6 protein-coding genes are annotated in these 16,054 nt (G+C 74.1%); 3 read left to right on the forward strand and 3 right to left on the reverse strand.

Annotated features, from left to right (window positions below):
* Positions 1–156: 156 nt before the first annotated feature.
* The 3 genes from ABZX96_RS36885 to ABZX96_RS36895 form a co-directional block, all read right to left on the reverse strand.
* Positions 157–1,428, reverse strand: coding sequence for a VWA-like domain-containing protein (locus ABZX96_RS36885; RefSeq protein WP_355553667.1), 1,272 nt, complete (start codon positions 1,426–1,428; stop codon positions 157–159).
* Positions 1,429–1,520: 92 nt separating this feature from the next.
* A complete protein-coding gene (locus ABZX96_RS36890) occupies positions 1,521–2,822 on the reverse strand; it encodes a MoxR family ATPase (RefSeq protein WP_355553670.1) in 1,302 nt (433 codons plus the stop codon).
* 309 nt (positions 2,823–3,131) lie between these two features.
* Positions 3,132–4,724 (reverse strand): hypothetical protein, encoded by a 1,593-nt coding sequence (locus tag ABZX96_RS36895; protein ID WP_355553672.1) that lies wholly within the window; start codon positions 4,722–4,724, stop codon positions 3,132–3,134.
* A gap of 1,731 nt (positions 4,725–6,455) precedes the next feature.
* Here ABZX96_RS36895 and ABZX96_RS36900 point away from each other — a divergent pair.
* Genes ABZX96_RS36900 through ABZX96_RS36910 form a run of 3 tightly spaced genes read left to right on the forward strand, consistent with a single transcriptional unit; the run spans position 6,456 to position 15,767 of the window.
* The gene (locus ABZX96_RS36900) at positions 6,456–13,661 is read left to right on the forward strand and encodes an amino acid adenylation domain-containing protein (protein WP_355553675.1); all 7,206 of its coding nucleotides are present in this window, start codon (positions 6,456–6,458) and stop codon (positions 13,659–13,661) included.
* Between the two features lies 1 nt (position 13,662).
* The gene (locus tag ABZX96_RS36905) at positions 13,663–14,838 is read left to right on the forward strand and encodes an FAD-dependent monooxygenase (RefSeq protein ID WP_355553678.1); all 1,176 of its coding nucleotides are present in this window, start codon (positions 13,663–13,665) and stop codon (positions 14,836–14,838) included.
* Positions 14,839–14,876: 38 nt separating this feature from the next.
* Positions 14,877–15,767 (forward strand): SDR family oxidoreductase, encoded by an 891-nt coding sequence (locus tag ABZX96_RS36910; RefSeq protein WP_355553681.1) that lies wholly within the window; start codon positions 14,877–14,879, stop codon positions 15,765–15,767.
* Positions 15,768–16,054: the final 287 nt, after the last annotated feature.

Raw genomic sequence — 16,054 nt, forward strand, 5'->3', positions numbered from 1 at the left:
GATGGCGGGACCGGCCCGTCATCGCCCCGGCCTCCGCGCTGGGGCTCCTCGGTGGAGTCTCGCGGTGATGCTCCGCGCCGGGGCCAGGGCTGCGGCTCCTCGGCCGCTGCGACGGTCCGCGCGGAGCGTGCGGCGGTGCCTCGTCTCCGCGCCGTCTCAGCCGATGGTGACGACGCGTGCCCACGGCGGGGTGCGGACGTAAGTGGGGTCGTCCTCGTCCACGGCGCCGGCCGGGCGGGGGAAGAGGCCGACGACGGTGCGGCAGGGAGGGGGCGTGGAGGGCCACGGGGTCTGGGCGTCCGTCAGGGCGACGATCACGTCCGGGCGGGGCTGGGAGCGGAGCGCCCGGGCGAAGCCGGAGCGGAGGTCCGTGCCTCCGCCACCGATGAGTTCGATGCTCTCGGCGCGGCACAGGGGGACGGCGACTCCGGCCGCCGCGTCGCAGGAGATGACCGACACCAGGTCGCGCCGCCCGCCCACCGCGCGCGAGATCGCGGCCACCTCCAGCAGCGCGCTGCCGAGTTCGGCGTCGCTCACCGATCCGGAGGTGTCGATCACGACGCAGACCCGGGGCGGCGTGCGGCGCAGGCTCGGCAGCAGCACCCCGGGGACGCCGGCCGAGCGCCGGGAGGGCCGCCGGTAGCTGTGGTTCTCGGCCGTCCCGGCCGCGCCGCCCGCCGCCGAGCGGACCGCCGCGCTCAGCAACTGCCGCCACGGCTGGGGCGGGTGGAACGCCTCCTCCGCCCACCGGCGCCACCCTTCGGGAGCGTTGCCCGGCCGGCCCTTGATCCCCTCCGCGACCCGGAAGCGGATCGCGTCGCGCTGCTGCCTGCTCAGCCCGTGTGCCCCCTGTGGCCCCAGTTCCCACGGCCGCGCCTGTCCGTCGGCGCCGCTGCCGCAGTCCAGCCAGGCCAGTTCCGCGGTGAGCCCGGACATCGAGGCCGTCCGCAGGTATTCCTCCATCAGCAGCCCGTCGGTCAGCCCCAAGTGCGACGGCAGCACGGCCCCGGTGGGCAGGGGCAGGCCGTCTCCGTAGATGTCGTCGTTGATCTCGAAGTCGGCGGCGATGTTCCGGCGCAGCCTCTCCCAGCTTTCGGACGAGGTGGCCCCCGTCCCGTTCCGCTCGCCCGGCCCGGGTTTCCCGTGCTCGCGCGCGTACCGGTCGCCACGCCCGTGCTCGCGCGCGTACCGCTCGCCGCGTCCGTGGTGGTCGCGGAGCAGGTGGGAGACCTCGTGCACCCAGACGCCCGCCAGTTCCTCCAGCGGGGTGCGTGCCACGAAGCCGGGGGAGACGTAGCAGCGCCAGTGCGCGTCCACGGCCATCGTCGGCACCGACCGGTCCTCCACCACGTGGAGCGCGAACAGGGCGTCGGCCAGGTAGGGGCGGACCTTGACCGCGTGCAGCCGGGCGGCCAGCAATTTGTCCATGTCGAGGGCGAGGTGGGGCCTGCTGGAGTCGGTTGGCGTGGTCCGCGCGGGCCGGGGCATCGGGCGCGGTCCCGGGCGCTTCGCGGCCCCCGTCATCGGCCCGCCCCCGCCACCGCGTCGGCCGCCGCCGTGACCCGCCGCACCGACCGGTCCGCCCGCTGCGACAGGCCCACCACCCCGGCCAGCCGCTCCACCGCCTCCGGGACCTCCCAGTCCTCGCGCCGCAGCGCGGCCAGCGTCGTCGCCGGGGCGACCAGCAGGTCCGGGGCGCCGGTCTCCAGCGCGCGGACGAGTACCGCCCACGCGGCGTCCCATCGCTCCCGCTCCGGCCGCGCACCGACGGCGGCCACCACCGCCTCCAGCGCCGCCTGCCGCAGATCGCCCCGCGCCGGCAGTTCGGCGGAGGCCGGATCGGCCAGCAGCGACTCCGGGTCCGGCAGCTCCATCCGGTCCAGATGGGCCAGGAGTTCAAGACCCGGCCCGTCCCCCACCGCGCCCCGCACCAGCAGCGCCAGCACCTCGCGGGAGACGCGGGCCGCCGTGCCGAAGGCCAGGAGGGTCAGCGCGGCCTCCCAGCTGCGGGGCGAGGGCCAGGCGCCGCCGCGCCGTGTCTCGGTGCCGGGCAGCCGGTGGATCAGCGTCGGCCGGGCCTGGAGGAACCCGCAGACCGCGCGCCGGGCGAACTCCACCGCCTCCGGCAGCCGTCGCGGCACCAGCCGGGGCAGCTCGGCCCGGGGCCAGACCCCGCCGAGCCCGCGCACCACCACCTCCGGGTCGTGCGCCCAGTGCAGATGTACGAACCGGTTGGCCAGCGGCGGGCTCAGCTCCCACCCGTCCGCCGCCGACGCGCGCGGGTTGGCGGCGGCCACGATGCGCACCCCCGGTGGCAGTCGCAGCGCGCCGACCCTGCGCTCCAGGACGACCCGGAGCAACGCGGCCTGGACGGCCGGGGTGGCGGTGGAGAGCTCGTCCAGGAAGAGCAGCCCCCGCCCGGCCCGCACCAGCTCCACGGCCCACTGCGGCGGCGCCATCGGCACCCCCTGTTCCGCCGGGTCGTCGCCCACGATGGGCAGTCCGGAGAAATCGGACGGCTCGTGGACGCTGGCGATGACCGTGGTCAGGGGCAGGTCCAGGGACGTGGCGAGCTGGGTGAGGGCCGCGGTCTTGCCGATGCCCGGCTCGCCCCACAGCAGGACGGGCAGGTCGGCGGCGACGGCCAGGGTGAGGGCTTCGAGCTGTTCGTCGGGGCGGGGCTCGGTGGTGGTGGTTCGCAGGAGAGCCAGGAGTGCGTCGGCGGTGGCGAGGTGGGGGTCGGCCGGGGTGGCGTTGGTGGAGGTGGGTTCGGGTGTTTCGCCGGTCGGGGCGGTGGTGGGTGCGAGGGTGCGGGAAGTCATGGGCGTCACCTGGGTGGTTCGGGGAACGGGGTGGCCCGTTCCGGATGGCGTGGGGGTGCGGCGCGGTGTGCGCGCGGCAGGGGATATGGGGGATGGGTGGGGGAGGGGAGCGGGACGGCAGGCGCCGGTAGGCCACCAGCCGGTGGGCTGGCGAGGCCGGTGGGTCAGCAGGCAGCAGACAGCAGGTCAGCAGGGCGGGCGAGTCAGCTGGGGCGGTAGGCCGCAGCAGGTCACCAGCCGGTGGGTCAGCAGGCCAACAGATCAGCAGGCCGACAGATCAGCAGGCCGACAGGTCAGCAGGCCAGCAGGTCAGCGGAACAGGCTGAAGCGGGGCCGTGACCGGATGCTTCGCTTGCCTGACGACCCGGCGCGCACGCGGCGGTCGGGCCGGGGACGGCGGCCCCCTGCCGCCTGCCCGCCGCCCGGGACGTCCCCGCCCTCCACCGCGGCGGCACCGGGGCGCACGGCGACGAGCCCCGCACGGAACAGACCGGAGTCGACGCGTCGCGCCGCGGCCGATTCCAGGGCGTCCCGGAGCGGCCCGTCACGCAGGACCGCCCCGGGACCGAGCAGCCCCTCGACCACGTCCAGCGCCCCCACGACGTCGCCGTGAGCGAGCCGCTCGTGGACCGCGGGCAGCGCCTCCGGGGCGCGGTGCGCCGCGTCGATCGCCCGCAGGCACGGCAGTCCCGGCCCGCCGAGCGCCATCAGCAGCTCCTCCCGGCGGAGTTGGGTCGGGTCGTGGTCGATCGGCGTCAGCACGCCGTCCCGCAGCGCGATGCGATGCACCTCGCCCCGGCACTCCACCCGGTGCGGATCACCGGGTGGAGGGGCAGGGGCGGGTCCGGCCACGGGCGCCGCCCCGACCATCGATGCCGGTCCGGCCACGGATGCCCGCCCGACCATCGATGCCGGTCCGGCCACGGATGCCCGCCCGACCATCGATGCCGGTCCGGCCACAGATGCCCGCCCGACCGTCGATGCCGTTCCGGAGGCCGTCAGCGCCGTGGCGACGAGCGGATGCAGCCGCTCGGCCGGGACCAGCCCGGCCCGCAGCAGTTCCAGGTCCGGAAGGACCCGGGCCGCCGCCTCCGGTAGCACCGGAAGCGCCGCGACCTCCTGCGGCGGTAGCACTTCCCGCAGTGGCCGCAACGTGGGGGCGTGGCTGTCGTCGGGGGCGACGAGTTCCCACACGGCGCGGTGCCGCGCACCGAGCCGTACGGTGAAGGCCCCCCGGGCGGCGTGTCCCTCGGCCCGCAGCAGCAACTCCGCCTCGGCGGCCCACCTGGCCACCGCCCACGGAGAACCGTTCGGCGGCAATGGGGAGTCGGGCGCGCGGGATCGGCTCGACGGCACCCCGTCGGCACCGCACCGCCGGGCCAGTTCCCCGCTCCGCGCGGCGTCCCACAGGTGCCGGTGCAGGTCGAGGCGGAAACGCCGGGCGGGACGCGGGTGCGGATGGTGCGCCGGGCCGCCGCTTCCGGCCCCCTCCCACAGGGTCAGGGACATCCGCTGGCCGGCATCCGCCCACGGTGGCGGCGTCCGCACCACCAGTTGGAGCGGCGTGGTGCCGGAACCGGGGTAACGGGCCAGGCAAACGGTCAGGCCGGGCCGGAGCCGCCCGTCGGGGGCCACCCGCGGCATGTGCCAGCGCAGCAGGTCCGGCGCCAGGCGCCGCAGATCCGCACGGAGGCGGGTGACGAGTTCGGTGCCGTGGCGGTCGCGCACGGCGCGCAGATCGAGATCGACGTCGATCCGGGCGGCGGCGCAGGCCCCGGCCCAGTCGCCGACCGCACGCCGTGCGGTCGCGGTCTCGATCATGGACGGTGGCACGGCGTACTCGCGCACGCGCTGCCACATCAACAGGTGGGACGGAAACTCGTTCGCGAAGTGAGGTGCCATCAGCACTCACCTTGCGCGAACGATTCCCCCAATCCATACAAGGAGAAGTTCTTCATCGCTTGCATGATAACCATACTTACGCTGGCTCGGGAAACGCTTCTTGGCGCCATGGGCAGGTGCTCCCGCACTGCACCGCACCCGTCGAGGATCCGCGCCGCACGCCGCCTACGGGGCGGGGACGCCGCGGGTCGGCGGATCAGCGGATCGGGGAATCGGCGGATCGGCGGCATCCGGCCTGTCGGCCGGGAGGAGAGGCGTACCCCTGTGGGCGTCCAGGATCGGGCGGTCGCCCTTCGCGCGGCGCGGCGTCACCGTTAGCGGGTGCGAAAGGGCCGTCGCCGGACAGGGGGTTGCGCGGTCCCCACACCGTTCCCCCGGGCGTGAGCCGGTCTTCCGCTTCCGGACCGGGCCCGCGAGCACCCCGCTGTCCTCGGTCTCCACGACGGTGACGGCCGGCCCCTCGTCGTGGGGCCCCGTGTTCGGCCCGCGCGTGGCCCGCACGGTGAGGGGCCGTCCGCGCTCGGTGCCGTCTCCGGGATCGCCGACGTGGAGGCGTCGGAGGGAACGCCCCGCGACGTGACGGGGCGCTTCGGGATCCGAGCGGGGCTGACGGCGGCGTACCGGACCGGCGTGGCGTAAGTCGTCGATCGAGGGTGAAGAACCAGGCCGGAACGCGAGCCGGGTCACGGCCGGTGCGCATCGTCATCCCGCCGGGCGCCGCCCCGGTGACGGTCAGCCGGTGGCGCGCGTCGCCGCCGTCCTCCGCCGCGCCGGTTCCTCGGCCGACCGCTCGTACGCGTTCCGCACGGATGCGAGACGGACGGTGTGCGAAGCCGCGTCCGGACCGATGTGAGACGGACGGTGTGCGAAGCCGCGTCCGCACCGATGCGAGACGAACGGTGAGCGAATCCCCCTCCGCACCGACGTGAGACGAACGGTGTGCGAAGCCCCTCCACCAACCGGATCTACCCCTCGGGTGCCGCCACTTCGGGAAGCCGACCGCGCCGGACGAATCCGTGGTCCTGGTTGACGGCGAACTCGTCCTCGGCGGTGCGCCAGGTGCCGGGCTGCCCTTCCAGCCGGTCGATCGGGTGGAAGCCCTTCCGCCGGGCCCGGCACGTCGCCGATCCCCGCCAGGCGTCGACGACGTGCCGGAGCCGCGGCGCGGGATCGTCATCACGGACAGCCCCGCCCCGCGTCTCCGGCCCGTCGCAGGGAACGGTTCCCCCTTCCCTACCGCACCCGACGACCCACCCCCACGGCGGCCGGCAGCCCCGGTGCACCCGGCGAACGCCACGCCCGCGTTACGCTCCTCCGCCGCGTAACGCCTCCGCCCGACAGAAGTCCGTACGGACGCGCCCTGCCCCATCGACGGGCATGGACGGGCATGGACGGGTACGGACGGGTATGGACGGAAGCACCGAACGGCGGGTCCCCTGACACTTCCCACGCCTTCGTCGGTTCCGCCGCGCACCTCTCGGCGTACGAACGCGCCCCATACCCAGGACATCGCGATTGTGAACGTGTTGTTTCCCCTTTCCGGTCCGCGCGCCGCCCGCGGGAGCGTTCCCATCGCGCGGGCGGCCGAAAAGACGCTGGTCGCGCCGTGTGTGGGGGAAGCGTGCCGCGTAAGTGTGTAGTTCTCCGGTACTTGATCGAGTAGTGGCAGCGGTGATCGCGGCCTCCTAGAGTCACTGGCGCATTTCGTTCGAAAGAAAATGCGGGTTGGTGATGAAAGGAAAAGCAGTGGCCGTCCGCCGCAATTTCCCTCTGACCTCCTACCAGCGGGACATCTGGGCCGCCGAGTCCCAGGCACCGGATGATCCGCAATTCAACGTCGTCTTCAAAGAGCGCATAACCGGCCGGGTGGACGCGGCCGAACTCCACGCCGCCCTCGTGACCTGCCTGCGGCGCAACGACGCGTTCTCGCTGCGCGTCGACGAGCGGGACGGGGTCCCGTTCCAGTGGTACGAGGACCCGGCCGACACGGACGAGTGGGTCGAACGGGTCGACCTCGTGGGAGCGGAGGACCCGCGGGCGGCCTGCGACGCCTGGCACGAACGCTCCCTGGCCGAGCCGCTTCCGCCGCGCCGCGCCCGGCTGTTCCGGGCCGCGCTGCTGCGGGAGAGCGACGACGTGCTGCACGTCCACGTCAACGCCCACCACCTGATCGCCGACGCCTGGGCGCTGAACCAGCTCAGCCTCCAGACCTGGGCGGAGTACCGGCGGCGCACCGCCGGCCAGGACTCCTCGGACACGCCGCCGCCCGCCCTGTCCGAGCTGGTGGCGGCGGACGCCGCCTACCGCGACTCCGCCGACCGCGAGCGGGACCGCGCCTTCTTCCGCCGCGCCCTGGAGACGGCGGTCCCCGCCCTCTTCCGCCGCGACGGGACGAAGCTGCCCGAGGGCGCGCCGCGCCGCGCCCGCCACTCCTTCACCGTCGACGCCGCCGACGTCAAGGCCATCCGGGCGGACGGCAGTTCACCGTTCGCCTTCGTCGCGGCTGCCTTCGCCGCCTACTTCTCCCGGATCCACCGCTCCGAGGAGCTGGTGCTGGGCGTTCCCTTCCTCAACCGCCACTCCGACCGGGAGCGGGAGACCGTCGGCCAGGTGGCGAACAACCTGCCGCTGCGCGTGACCGTCCCCGCCGACGCCACCCTCCACCAGGTGGCGGGGGAGGTGCGGGCGGCCACCGGGGCGCTGCGCGCGCACGAACGGCTCGCGCTCGGCGACATCCTGCGCGACCGGCCCGCCGACCCCTCCGGCAGGCGTCAGCTCTTCGACGTCACCCTCTCCTACCTGCGCCACCCCGCGCCCGTCCTGCCGGCGGGCGTGGAGCGGGAGCCGTCCGTGCTGGCGCCGGTGCACCACCAGGACGCGCTGTCGGTGATGATCCACGCGCATGACGACGACGGGGACCTGCGCGTCGACCTGGACTACGCGCGCGACGTCTTCGACGCCGACCTGCCCATCGAGGCGACGGCCGCGCACCTGCGCGCCCTCATCCGGCGCGCCGCCGAGCGGCCCGAGGTGCCCCTCGGCGAGCTGAGCCCCCTCGACGACGCCGAGCGGGAGCGGTTACTGGACTTCGGCCGGGGCCCCGACGTCCCCTTCGCCGAGGACCGCACCGTGCACGGCCTCATCGAGGAGCAGGCGGCCCGCACCCCCGACCGGATCGCCGTCACCGCCGACGACCCCGCCCAGGCGCTGACCTACGCGGCGCTGGACGCCCGCGCCAACCAGGTCGCGCGCGCCCTGCGCGGCCACGGCGTGGGCCCCGGCGACCGGGTCGCCGTCCTGATGCGGCGCGGCCCGCACCTGCTGCCCGCCCTGCTCGGCGTGCTGAAGTCGGGCGGCGCGTACGTACCGGTGGACCCCGGCTACCCGGCCGAGCGCATCGCCTTCCTGCTGGCGGACAGCCGGGCGAAGGTGGTCCTGACGGACGGGGACGCGCCGGCGTCCCCCGAGGCGGACACGCCCATCCCCCACCTCCGCACCGCCGACCTCCTCACCGGCCCCGACGGCCCCGTCGAGCCGACGGCCGGTCCCCGCGACCTCGCGTACGTCATCTACACCTCCGGTTCCACCGGCCGCCCCAAGGGCGTCATGGTCGAGCACCGCTCGGTGATCAACCGGCTGGCCTGGATGCAGCGGCGCTACCCGGTCGGCGAGGGCGACGTGCTGCTCCAGAAGACGCCGATCTCCTTCGACGTGTCGGTGTGGGAGCTGTTCTGGTGGGCCATCGAGGGCGCCGGGCTGGCGCTGCTCCCGGTGGGCGCCGAGAAGGACCCGCGCGGGCTCGTCCGGACGCTCACCGAACGCCGGGTGACCACGGTGCACTTCGTGCCGTCCATGCTCGGCCCCTTCCTCGACCTGCTGGAGGAGTCCCCGGACCTGCTGCCGGGCCTGTCCTCGCTGCGCCGGGTCTTCTGCAGCGGCGAGGCGCTGCCCGCCGCGCGCGCGGAGCAGTTCCACCGCGTCTTCGCCGCGCAGGCGGAGCCTCCGCTGCTGGTCAACCTGTACGGGCCCACCGAGGCCACCGTCGACGTCTCGTACCACGACCTGCCCGCCGACGGCACGCGCCCGGTGCGCCGGGTGCCCATCGGCCGGCCGATCGACAACACCCGTCTGTACGTGCTGGACGCGCACGGCACCCCGCAGCCGGCCGGCGTCCCCGGCGAGCTGTGCATCGGCGGCGTCGGCGTGGCGCGCGGGTACCTGGACCGGCCCGAGCTGACGGCGGAGAAGTTCACCGACGACCCGTTCGTGCCCGGCGGCCGGCTCTACCGCACCGGCGACCTCGCGCGCTGGCTGGCCGACGGCGAGGTGGAGTACCTGGGCCGGATCGACGGCCAGGTCAAGATCCGCGGCAACCGCGTGGAGACGGGCGAGGTGCAGAACGCCCTGGCGTCCGTGGACGGCGTGCGCGACGCGGTCGTGGTCGACGCGCACGCGCCGGAGCGCGGCACCTACCTGGTCGGCTACTACGTGGCGGACCAGGAGCGGGAGCACGCCCACCTGCGCGCCGCGCTGCTGGAGACGCTGCCGGAGTTCATGGTCCCGGCCCACTTCGTCCGCATCGAGCGGATACCGCTGACCCCGAACGGCAAGGCCGACCGCCGGGCGCTGCCCGCCCCCTCGCTCCCCACCGCCGACCCGGCCCGGCGCACCGCGCCGCGCAACGAGACGGAGGAGACGCTGGCCCGCATCTGGGCCGAGGTGCTGGGCACCGGCGAGCCCGTCGGCGTCCACGACGACTACTACGTCCTGGGCGGCGACTCCATCCTCATGCTCCGGGTCCGCGCCGCCGCCGAACGCGCCGGTCTGCGCTTCGAGCTGACCGACCTGATGCGCCACCCGACCGTGGCGGGGCTCGCCGAGCACACCACCGCCGCACACGACGCGGCCGACCCGGAGCCGGAGCCGTTCGCCCTGGTCTCCAGCGTCGACCGGGCCCGCCTGGAGGGCCGTGCGGACGCCTACCCGCTGACCCGCCTCCAGCTCGGCCTGCTCTACCACAGCCGCGCGCAGGAGAACTCCGCCGTCTACCACGACGTCTTCCAGTACTCCTTCGCGATGGAGTGGGACGAGCCGCGCTTCCGGCGCGCCTTCGCCCGGCTCGTCGCCCGCCACCCGGTGCTGCGGTCCTCCTTCCACCTGGCCGGCTTCTCCGAGCCGTTGCAGGTCGTGGACGCCGAGGTGCCGCTCGCTTTCGACGTGGTGGACCTGCGCACCGCCGACGAGGCCGAGGCCCGCGCGGAGATCCGCAAGCACGTCGACGAACACCGCTACGTGCGGTACGAGTTCGACCGGGCCCCGCTGTACTTCCTCAGGGCCCACCTGTGCGCCGAAACCGTCGAGCTGGTGCTCAGCTTCCACCACGCCATCCTCGACGGCGGCAGCGTCGCCAACCTCGTCCGCGAACTCCTCCAGGACTACCTGCACGACCTGGGCCAGGACATCGAGGCCGTGCCCGACCTGGACCTGCCCTCGCCGGCGCACCACGTCGTCGCCGAACGGCGGGCGCTGGAGTCCGAGGAGACCCGCGCGTTCTGGCGCGAGCGGCTGGAGGGGGCCCCGTTGCCCCAGCTGGACGCCTTCACGCCGCACCGCGCCCCCGGCTCCGAGGAGCTGCTCACCCGCCGGGTCGACCTGCCCGGCGACCTGACCGAGGCGGTCCGCGATCTGGCTCGCGCGCACGCGCTGCCGGTCAAGTCCGTGCTGTTCGCGGCGCACTGCCTGACCCTGCGGCTGTTCTCCGGCACCGCCGACCTGACCACCGGCCTGGTCACCCACGGCCGACCGGAGCGGGAGGGCGCCGAGCGGATCGCCGGCCTGTTCCTGAACACCATGCCGGTCCGCCTGGACACCGCCGCCGGAACCTGGCTCGACGTCGTCCGCGAGGCCTTCCGCCAGGAGCGGGACAGCCACCCGCACCGGCGCTACCCGCTCAGCTCCATCCAGGAGGACCTGGGCACCACGGTCCTGGAGACCGCGTTCAACTACATCCACTTCCGCCAGCTCTCCGACGTCTACCGGCTCCCCGGCGTCACCTCGCTCGGCTTCCACGCCTGGGAGGAGACCAACTTCCGGCTGCTGGTCAACGCGGTCACCGACCCGGCCGACGACAGCGTGTGGCTGCGCATGGACTTCGCCGGCCGCACCTTCACCGCCGAGCAGGCCGACCTGTACGCCGACGCGTTCACCCGCGTCCTGGACCGCGTGGTGAGCCACCCGGACGAGGCACCGGACTTCGCCTTCCTCGCCCCGGAGCCCGCCGCCGCCCTCCCGGCCGCCGCCGCCCGGCCCGACGTCGTCCGCGGCGTCGCCGACCGGGCTGCCGCCACGCCGGACGCCACCGCCCTGGTCATGGGCGAGGACCGGTGGAGCTACGCGCGGCTGGCGCAGACCTCCGACCGGGTGGCGCACGCCCTGCTGGGACGCGGCGCCGCGCCCGGCGACCGGGTCGGCATCGCCATGGACCGCTCGCCCGAGGCGATCGCCACGCTCCTGGGCGTCCTGAAGGCGGGCGCCGCCGCCGTGCCGCTGGACACCGCCTACCCCCGCGAGCGCATCCGCTCGATGCTGGAGCAGGCCGCCCCGGTCACCGTCGTCGCCCACACCGCCCACGCGGACCAGCTCGCCGACGGGCCAAACCTGCTCCTCGCCGAGGACCTGTTCGGACCCGACGCGACCGCGCCCGAGGCCGTCCCGCTGCCCGAGATCAGCCCGGACAGCATCGCGTACGTCCTGTTCACCTCCGGCTCGACCGGCGCGCCCAAGGGCGTGGCGATGCCGCACCGCTCGCTGGCCAACCTCATCGCGTGGCAGAACGGCATCCCCAGCGGCGTCGTGGGCGGGAACACCGTCCAGTACGCCCCGTCCAGCTTCGACGTCTCCTTCCAGGAGGTGTTCTCCACGCTGTGCGGCGGCGGCACGCTGGTGCTGGTCGGCGAGGACGTACGGCGCGACATGCCCGCCCTGCTGCGCCTGCTGGACCGCGAGGGCGTCGAGCGGCTGTTCATGCCGTACGTGGCGCTCCAGCAGTTCGCCGAGGCCGCGGACGCGCTGGGCACCGTGCCGCGCCACCTGAAGGCGCTGATCTCCTCCGGTGAGCAACTGCGCGTCACCGACGAGATCCGCCGCCTGTGCGCCGCGCTGCCCGGGGTGATCCTGGAGAACCAGTACGGCCCGACCGAGTCGCACGTCGTCGCCTTCCACACCATGAGCGGCGACCCGGCCGCCTTCCCCGCCCTGCCGCCCATCGGCGTCCCCGTCGCCCGCACGCGGGTGCACGTCCTGGACGAGCGGCTGCGGCCGGTGCCCCCGGGCGTCAAGGGCGAGCTGTACCTGGAGGGCGACTGCCTGGCGGAGGGCTACCTCGGGCGGCCCGACCTGACCGGGGAGCGCTTCATCCGCCCCGCGGGCGAAGACGGGCCGCGGCTGTACCGGACCGGCGACCTGGGGTTCGCGCTGCCCGGCGGCGGCGAGGTGGTGTGCCTGGGCCGCTCCGACTCGCAGGTCAAGGTGCGCGGCTTCCGCGTGGAACCGGCCGAGGTGGAGCTCGCCATCACCCGGTTCGCGGCCGACCACCCGGGCCTGACCGAGGCCGCGGTCGTCGCCCGGCGCCGCGAGGGCAACGACTCCTTCCTCGCCGCCTTCCTGGTCGGCGACCCGGACACCACCGACGTGGCGGCGCTCGGCCGGCAACTGCGGACCGTGCTCCCGGAGTACATGGTGCCCTCGCACTACGAGTGGCTGCCCGCCCTGCCGCTGACCCCCAGCGGCAAGCGGAACGACGCGGCGCTGCGCGCGGCCCCGCTGACCACCGGCGCCTCCGGCGACACCACCGCCCCTCGGGACGCCTACGAGCGCACCCTCGTCGAGATGCTGAGCGAACTCCTGGGGCTTCCCACCCTGGGCGTCCACGACAACATCTTCGACGTGGGCGGCACCTCCCTGACCGCGATGCGGCTGGTCGTCCTCATCGAACAGCGCTACGGCGTCAACGTGCCGATGTCGGAGTTCGTGGCCGCGCCGACGGTCGCCGAACTCGCCGAACGGCTGCGCTCGGACCGCGCCGAGGTGGCCTTCGACCCGCTGGTGCCCATCCGCAAGGACGGCGACCGGCGCCCGCTGTTCTTCGTCCACCCCATGGGCGGCAACGTCCTGTGCTACGTGCGCTTCGCCAAGCACCTGCCGCCGGGCCGGCCCTTCTACGCCTTCCAGGCGGCCGGCGTCGACCCGGGCACCGAGCCGCTGCGGGACGTGGAGTCCATCGCGGCCGGCTACATCGCCACCATGAAGCGGGTGCAGCCCGAGGGGCCGTACCTGATCGGCGGCTGGTCCTTCGGCGGCTTCGTGGCCTTCGAGATGGCCCGGCAGCTTCGGGCCGCGGGCGACGAGGTCGGACGGCTCGTCCTGCTGGACACCACGGCGCTCAACCCCGGACGCCGCCTGCGCACGAACGACGACGCGCTGCTGGGCTGGTTCTTCTGGGAACTGCTGTGGCTGCACCGCGGCGGCGACTCCCCGCTGGAGATCATCCCGGCCGAACTGACCACGCTGGACGAGAAGTTCGACTTCATCGCCCGGCTCGCGGTCGACGAGGGCGTGCTTCCCGCCGGCAGCACCGGCGCGGTCGTCCGCCGCCTCTTCCACGTCTACGAGGCCAACTGGCGCGCCGCCTTCGCCTACCGCCCCGAGATCGTCGACCAGGACATGACCCTGATCAAGGCCGAGGAGCCGCTGCCGGAGGTGCTGGACACCATGCACTCGGCGATCGACAGCATGCACAAGGACCCGGCCAACGGCTGGCGGCAGCGCACCAGCGGCGACCTCAACCTCGTGGTGGTGCCCGGCGACCACCTGACGATCATGGAGGAGCCGTACGTCGGCCACGTCGTCCGGGTCGTCTCCGACCTGATGGGAGAGTGACATGACGCAGCACACGTCCAAGAAGATCCTCGTCGTCGGCGCCGGGATCGGCGGGCTGACCACCGCCGCCGCCCTGCGCAACGCCGGCCTGGAGGTGGAGATCTACGAACGGGCCGGCGCCCTGAAGGCGGCGGGCTCGGGCCTGTCGGTGATGAGCAACGCCATCGCGGCGCTGGAGTCCATGGGCCTGGACCTCGCCCTGGACAAGCGCGGCGAGGTGCTGCGCTCCTACCACGTCCGCACCTCCCGCGGCCGGCTGATCAGAGAGTTCCCCTTCCCGAAGATCATCCGCAAACTGGGCGTCCCCAGCGTCCTGATCACCCGCTCCGACCTCCAGGAAGCCCTCCTGGAAGCGACCGCGGGCATACCGATCACCTACGGCGCCACCGCCGAGAGCTTCACCACCGACGAGGCCACCGGCCGGGTCACCGTCCGCTTCCAGGACGGCCGCGAGGCTCACGGCGACGCGCTGATCGGCGCCGACGGCTTCCACTCCGTCATCCGCCGGCAACTCCACGGCCCGGAGGGCTCCCGCGACAGCGGCTACATCTGCTGGCTCGCCGTCATCCCCTTCGAACACCCCCGCCTCACCAAGGGCTCGGTCACCCACTACTGGGGCAGCGGCAAGCGCTTCGGCCTCGTGGACGTCGGCGGCGGGCGCGTCTACTGGTGGGGCACCAAGAACATGCCGCCCCGCGAGTCCGCCAACTGGCGCGGCGGCAAGATCGACGTGCTGCGCTCCTACGCCGGGTGGGCCGACGAGATCCGGCATGTCATCCAGGCCACGCCCGAGGAGAAGATCATCCCCGTCCCCTCCCGCGACCGCGTCTTCCTCGAACGCTGGGGCCGCGGCCCGGTCACCCTCCTCGGCGACGCGGCGCACCCGATGCTCACCAGCCTCGGGCAGGGCTCGGCCATGGCCATCGAGGACGCCGCCGTCCTCGTCCGGCACCTGGCCGGAGCCGAGGACATCCCCCGCGCGCTGCGCCGCTACGAGGACGACCGGCGGGAACGGGCCCGCGGCATGGTCGAGGCCTCCCGCTCCATCAGCACCTTCGAACAGTCCGAGAACCCGATCCGGCGCCCGGTGCGCGACGCCACCTTCCGCTTCATGCCGGACGCCCGGCTCACCCGCACGCTGGAGGGCGCGCTCACCTTCCCCGCGCCCGCCTTCTGAACGCCCGCCGGAGCACGAGCAGCAGAAAGGAACAGAACATGCCAGGCAAGTTCGACGGTGACGCACTGCCGCCATCCCTGAAGGACCGTGCCGTGCTGGTCACCGGGGCCTCCTCGGGGCTCGGCCGGGCCTGCGCGCTGCACCTGGCGCGCGTCGGCTTCCACGTCTTCGCGGGCGTGCGCAAGGAGGCGGACGGCAAGGAACTCGCCGACGCCGCGCCCCCCTCGCGGCTGACGCCGGTGCTGGTGGACGTCACCGACGAGGAGTCGGTCACCGAAGCCGCGGCACGGGTCGCCGACGCCACCGGCGACCGGGGGCTGTGGGGGCTCGTCAACAACGCGGGGGTCTGCGTGTCGGCCCCGCTGGAGTGCGTCACCCCCGAGCGCCTGCGGTGGCAGCTGGAGACGAACGTCGTCGGGCAGCTCACGGTCACCCGCGCGTTCCTGCCGGCGCTGCGGCGCGAGGGCGGCCGGATCGTCAACGTGACCTCCGGACTGGGCAGCGTGGCGCTGCCGTTCCTCGGCGCCTACGCGTCGGCCCAGTTCGCCAAGGAAGCGCTGTCGGACGTGCTGCGGCGCGAACTGCGCGCCGGCGGCGTGCACGTGAGCGTGGTGCAGCCGGGCGCCATCATGACGCCGATCTGGGGAAAGGTCGGTGACGTGGGACGCGCCGCGCTGGAGAACGTGCCCGAGCGCGTCGCCGACCTCTACCGCGTCCCGTTCACCCGCTTCCTGCACCAGAACGAGGAGCACGCCCGGCGCAGCCGGACCCGGCCGGAGGACTTCGCCCGGACGGTGACCAGGGCACTGGTGACCGCCCGCCCCCGCCCCCGCTACCGCGTCGGCGCCGACGCCCGGAACGCGAGCGTGCTCGCCCGGGTGCTGCCGGATGTGGTGCTGGATCGCTATCTGAGGGCGATGGCTTCGTGAGGGAGTGCTACCGGGGAGGGGAAGCCTCTGCCGGATTGCTACTGGGGAGCGGGTGCTTTCTGGCGAAGTGCTATCGGTGAGCGGGCACTTTCTGAGGAGGCGGTATTGGTGAGCGGTTGGCTTCTGAGGGGCTGCTGCGTGGGTGCGGTTGGCGCCTGACGGGCCGATATCCGCGTCACGTCGGCCGCGTCACGTCGGCCACGCTGGGTGGAGGCAGCGCTTCGTGGCAGGCCGCGCCCGGCGACTCACACGGGGAACTCGGCGCCCCGTTCGGGGAGTCCGGCAGA

Origin of the sequence: Streptomyces sp. NPDC003077 (assembly GCF_040611095.1) — a bacterium.
Taxonomy (GTDB): domain Bacteria; phylum Actinomycetota; class Actinomycetes; order Streptomycetales; family Streptomycetaceae; genus Streptomyces.

Excerpts from the sequence above, each read along its gene's own strand:
- ABZX96_RS36900 (WP_355553675.1), top strand. The coding sequence starts at position 6,456 with ATGAAAGGAAAAGCAGTGGCCGTCCGCCGCAATTTCCCTCTGACCTCC.
- ABZX96_RS36890 (WP_355553670.1), bottom strand. The coding sequence starts at position 2,822 with ATGACTTCCCGCACCCTCGCACCCACCACCGCCCCGACCGGCGAAACA.
- ABZX96_RS36895 (WP_355553672.1), bottom strand. The coding sequence starts at position 4,724 with ATGGCACCTCACTTCGCGAACGAGTTTCCGTCCCACCTGTTGATGTGG.
- ABZX96_RS36905 (WP_355553678.1), top strand. The coding sequence starts at position 13,663 with ATGACGCAGCACACGTCCAAGAAGATCCTCGTCGTCGGCGCCGGGATC.
- ABZX96_RS36885 (WP_355553667.1), bottom strand. The coding sequence starts at position 1,428 with ATGGACAAATTGCTGGCCGCCCGGCTGCACGCGGTCAAGGTCCGCCCC.
- ABZX96_RS36910 (WP_355553681.1), top strand. The coding sequence starts at position 14,877 with ATGCCAGGCAAGTTCGACGGTGACGCACTGCCGCCATCCCTGAAGGAC.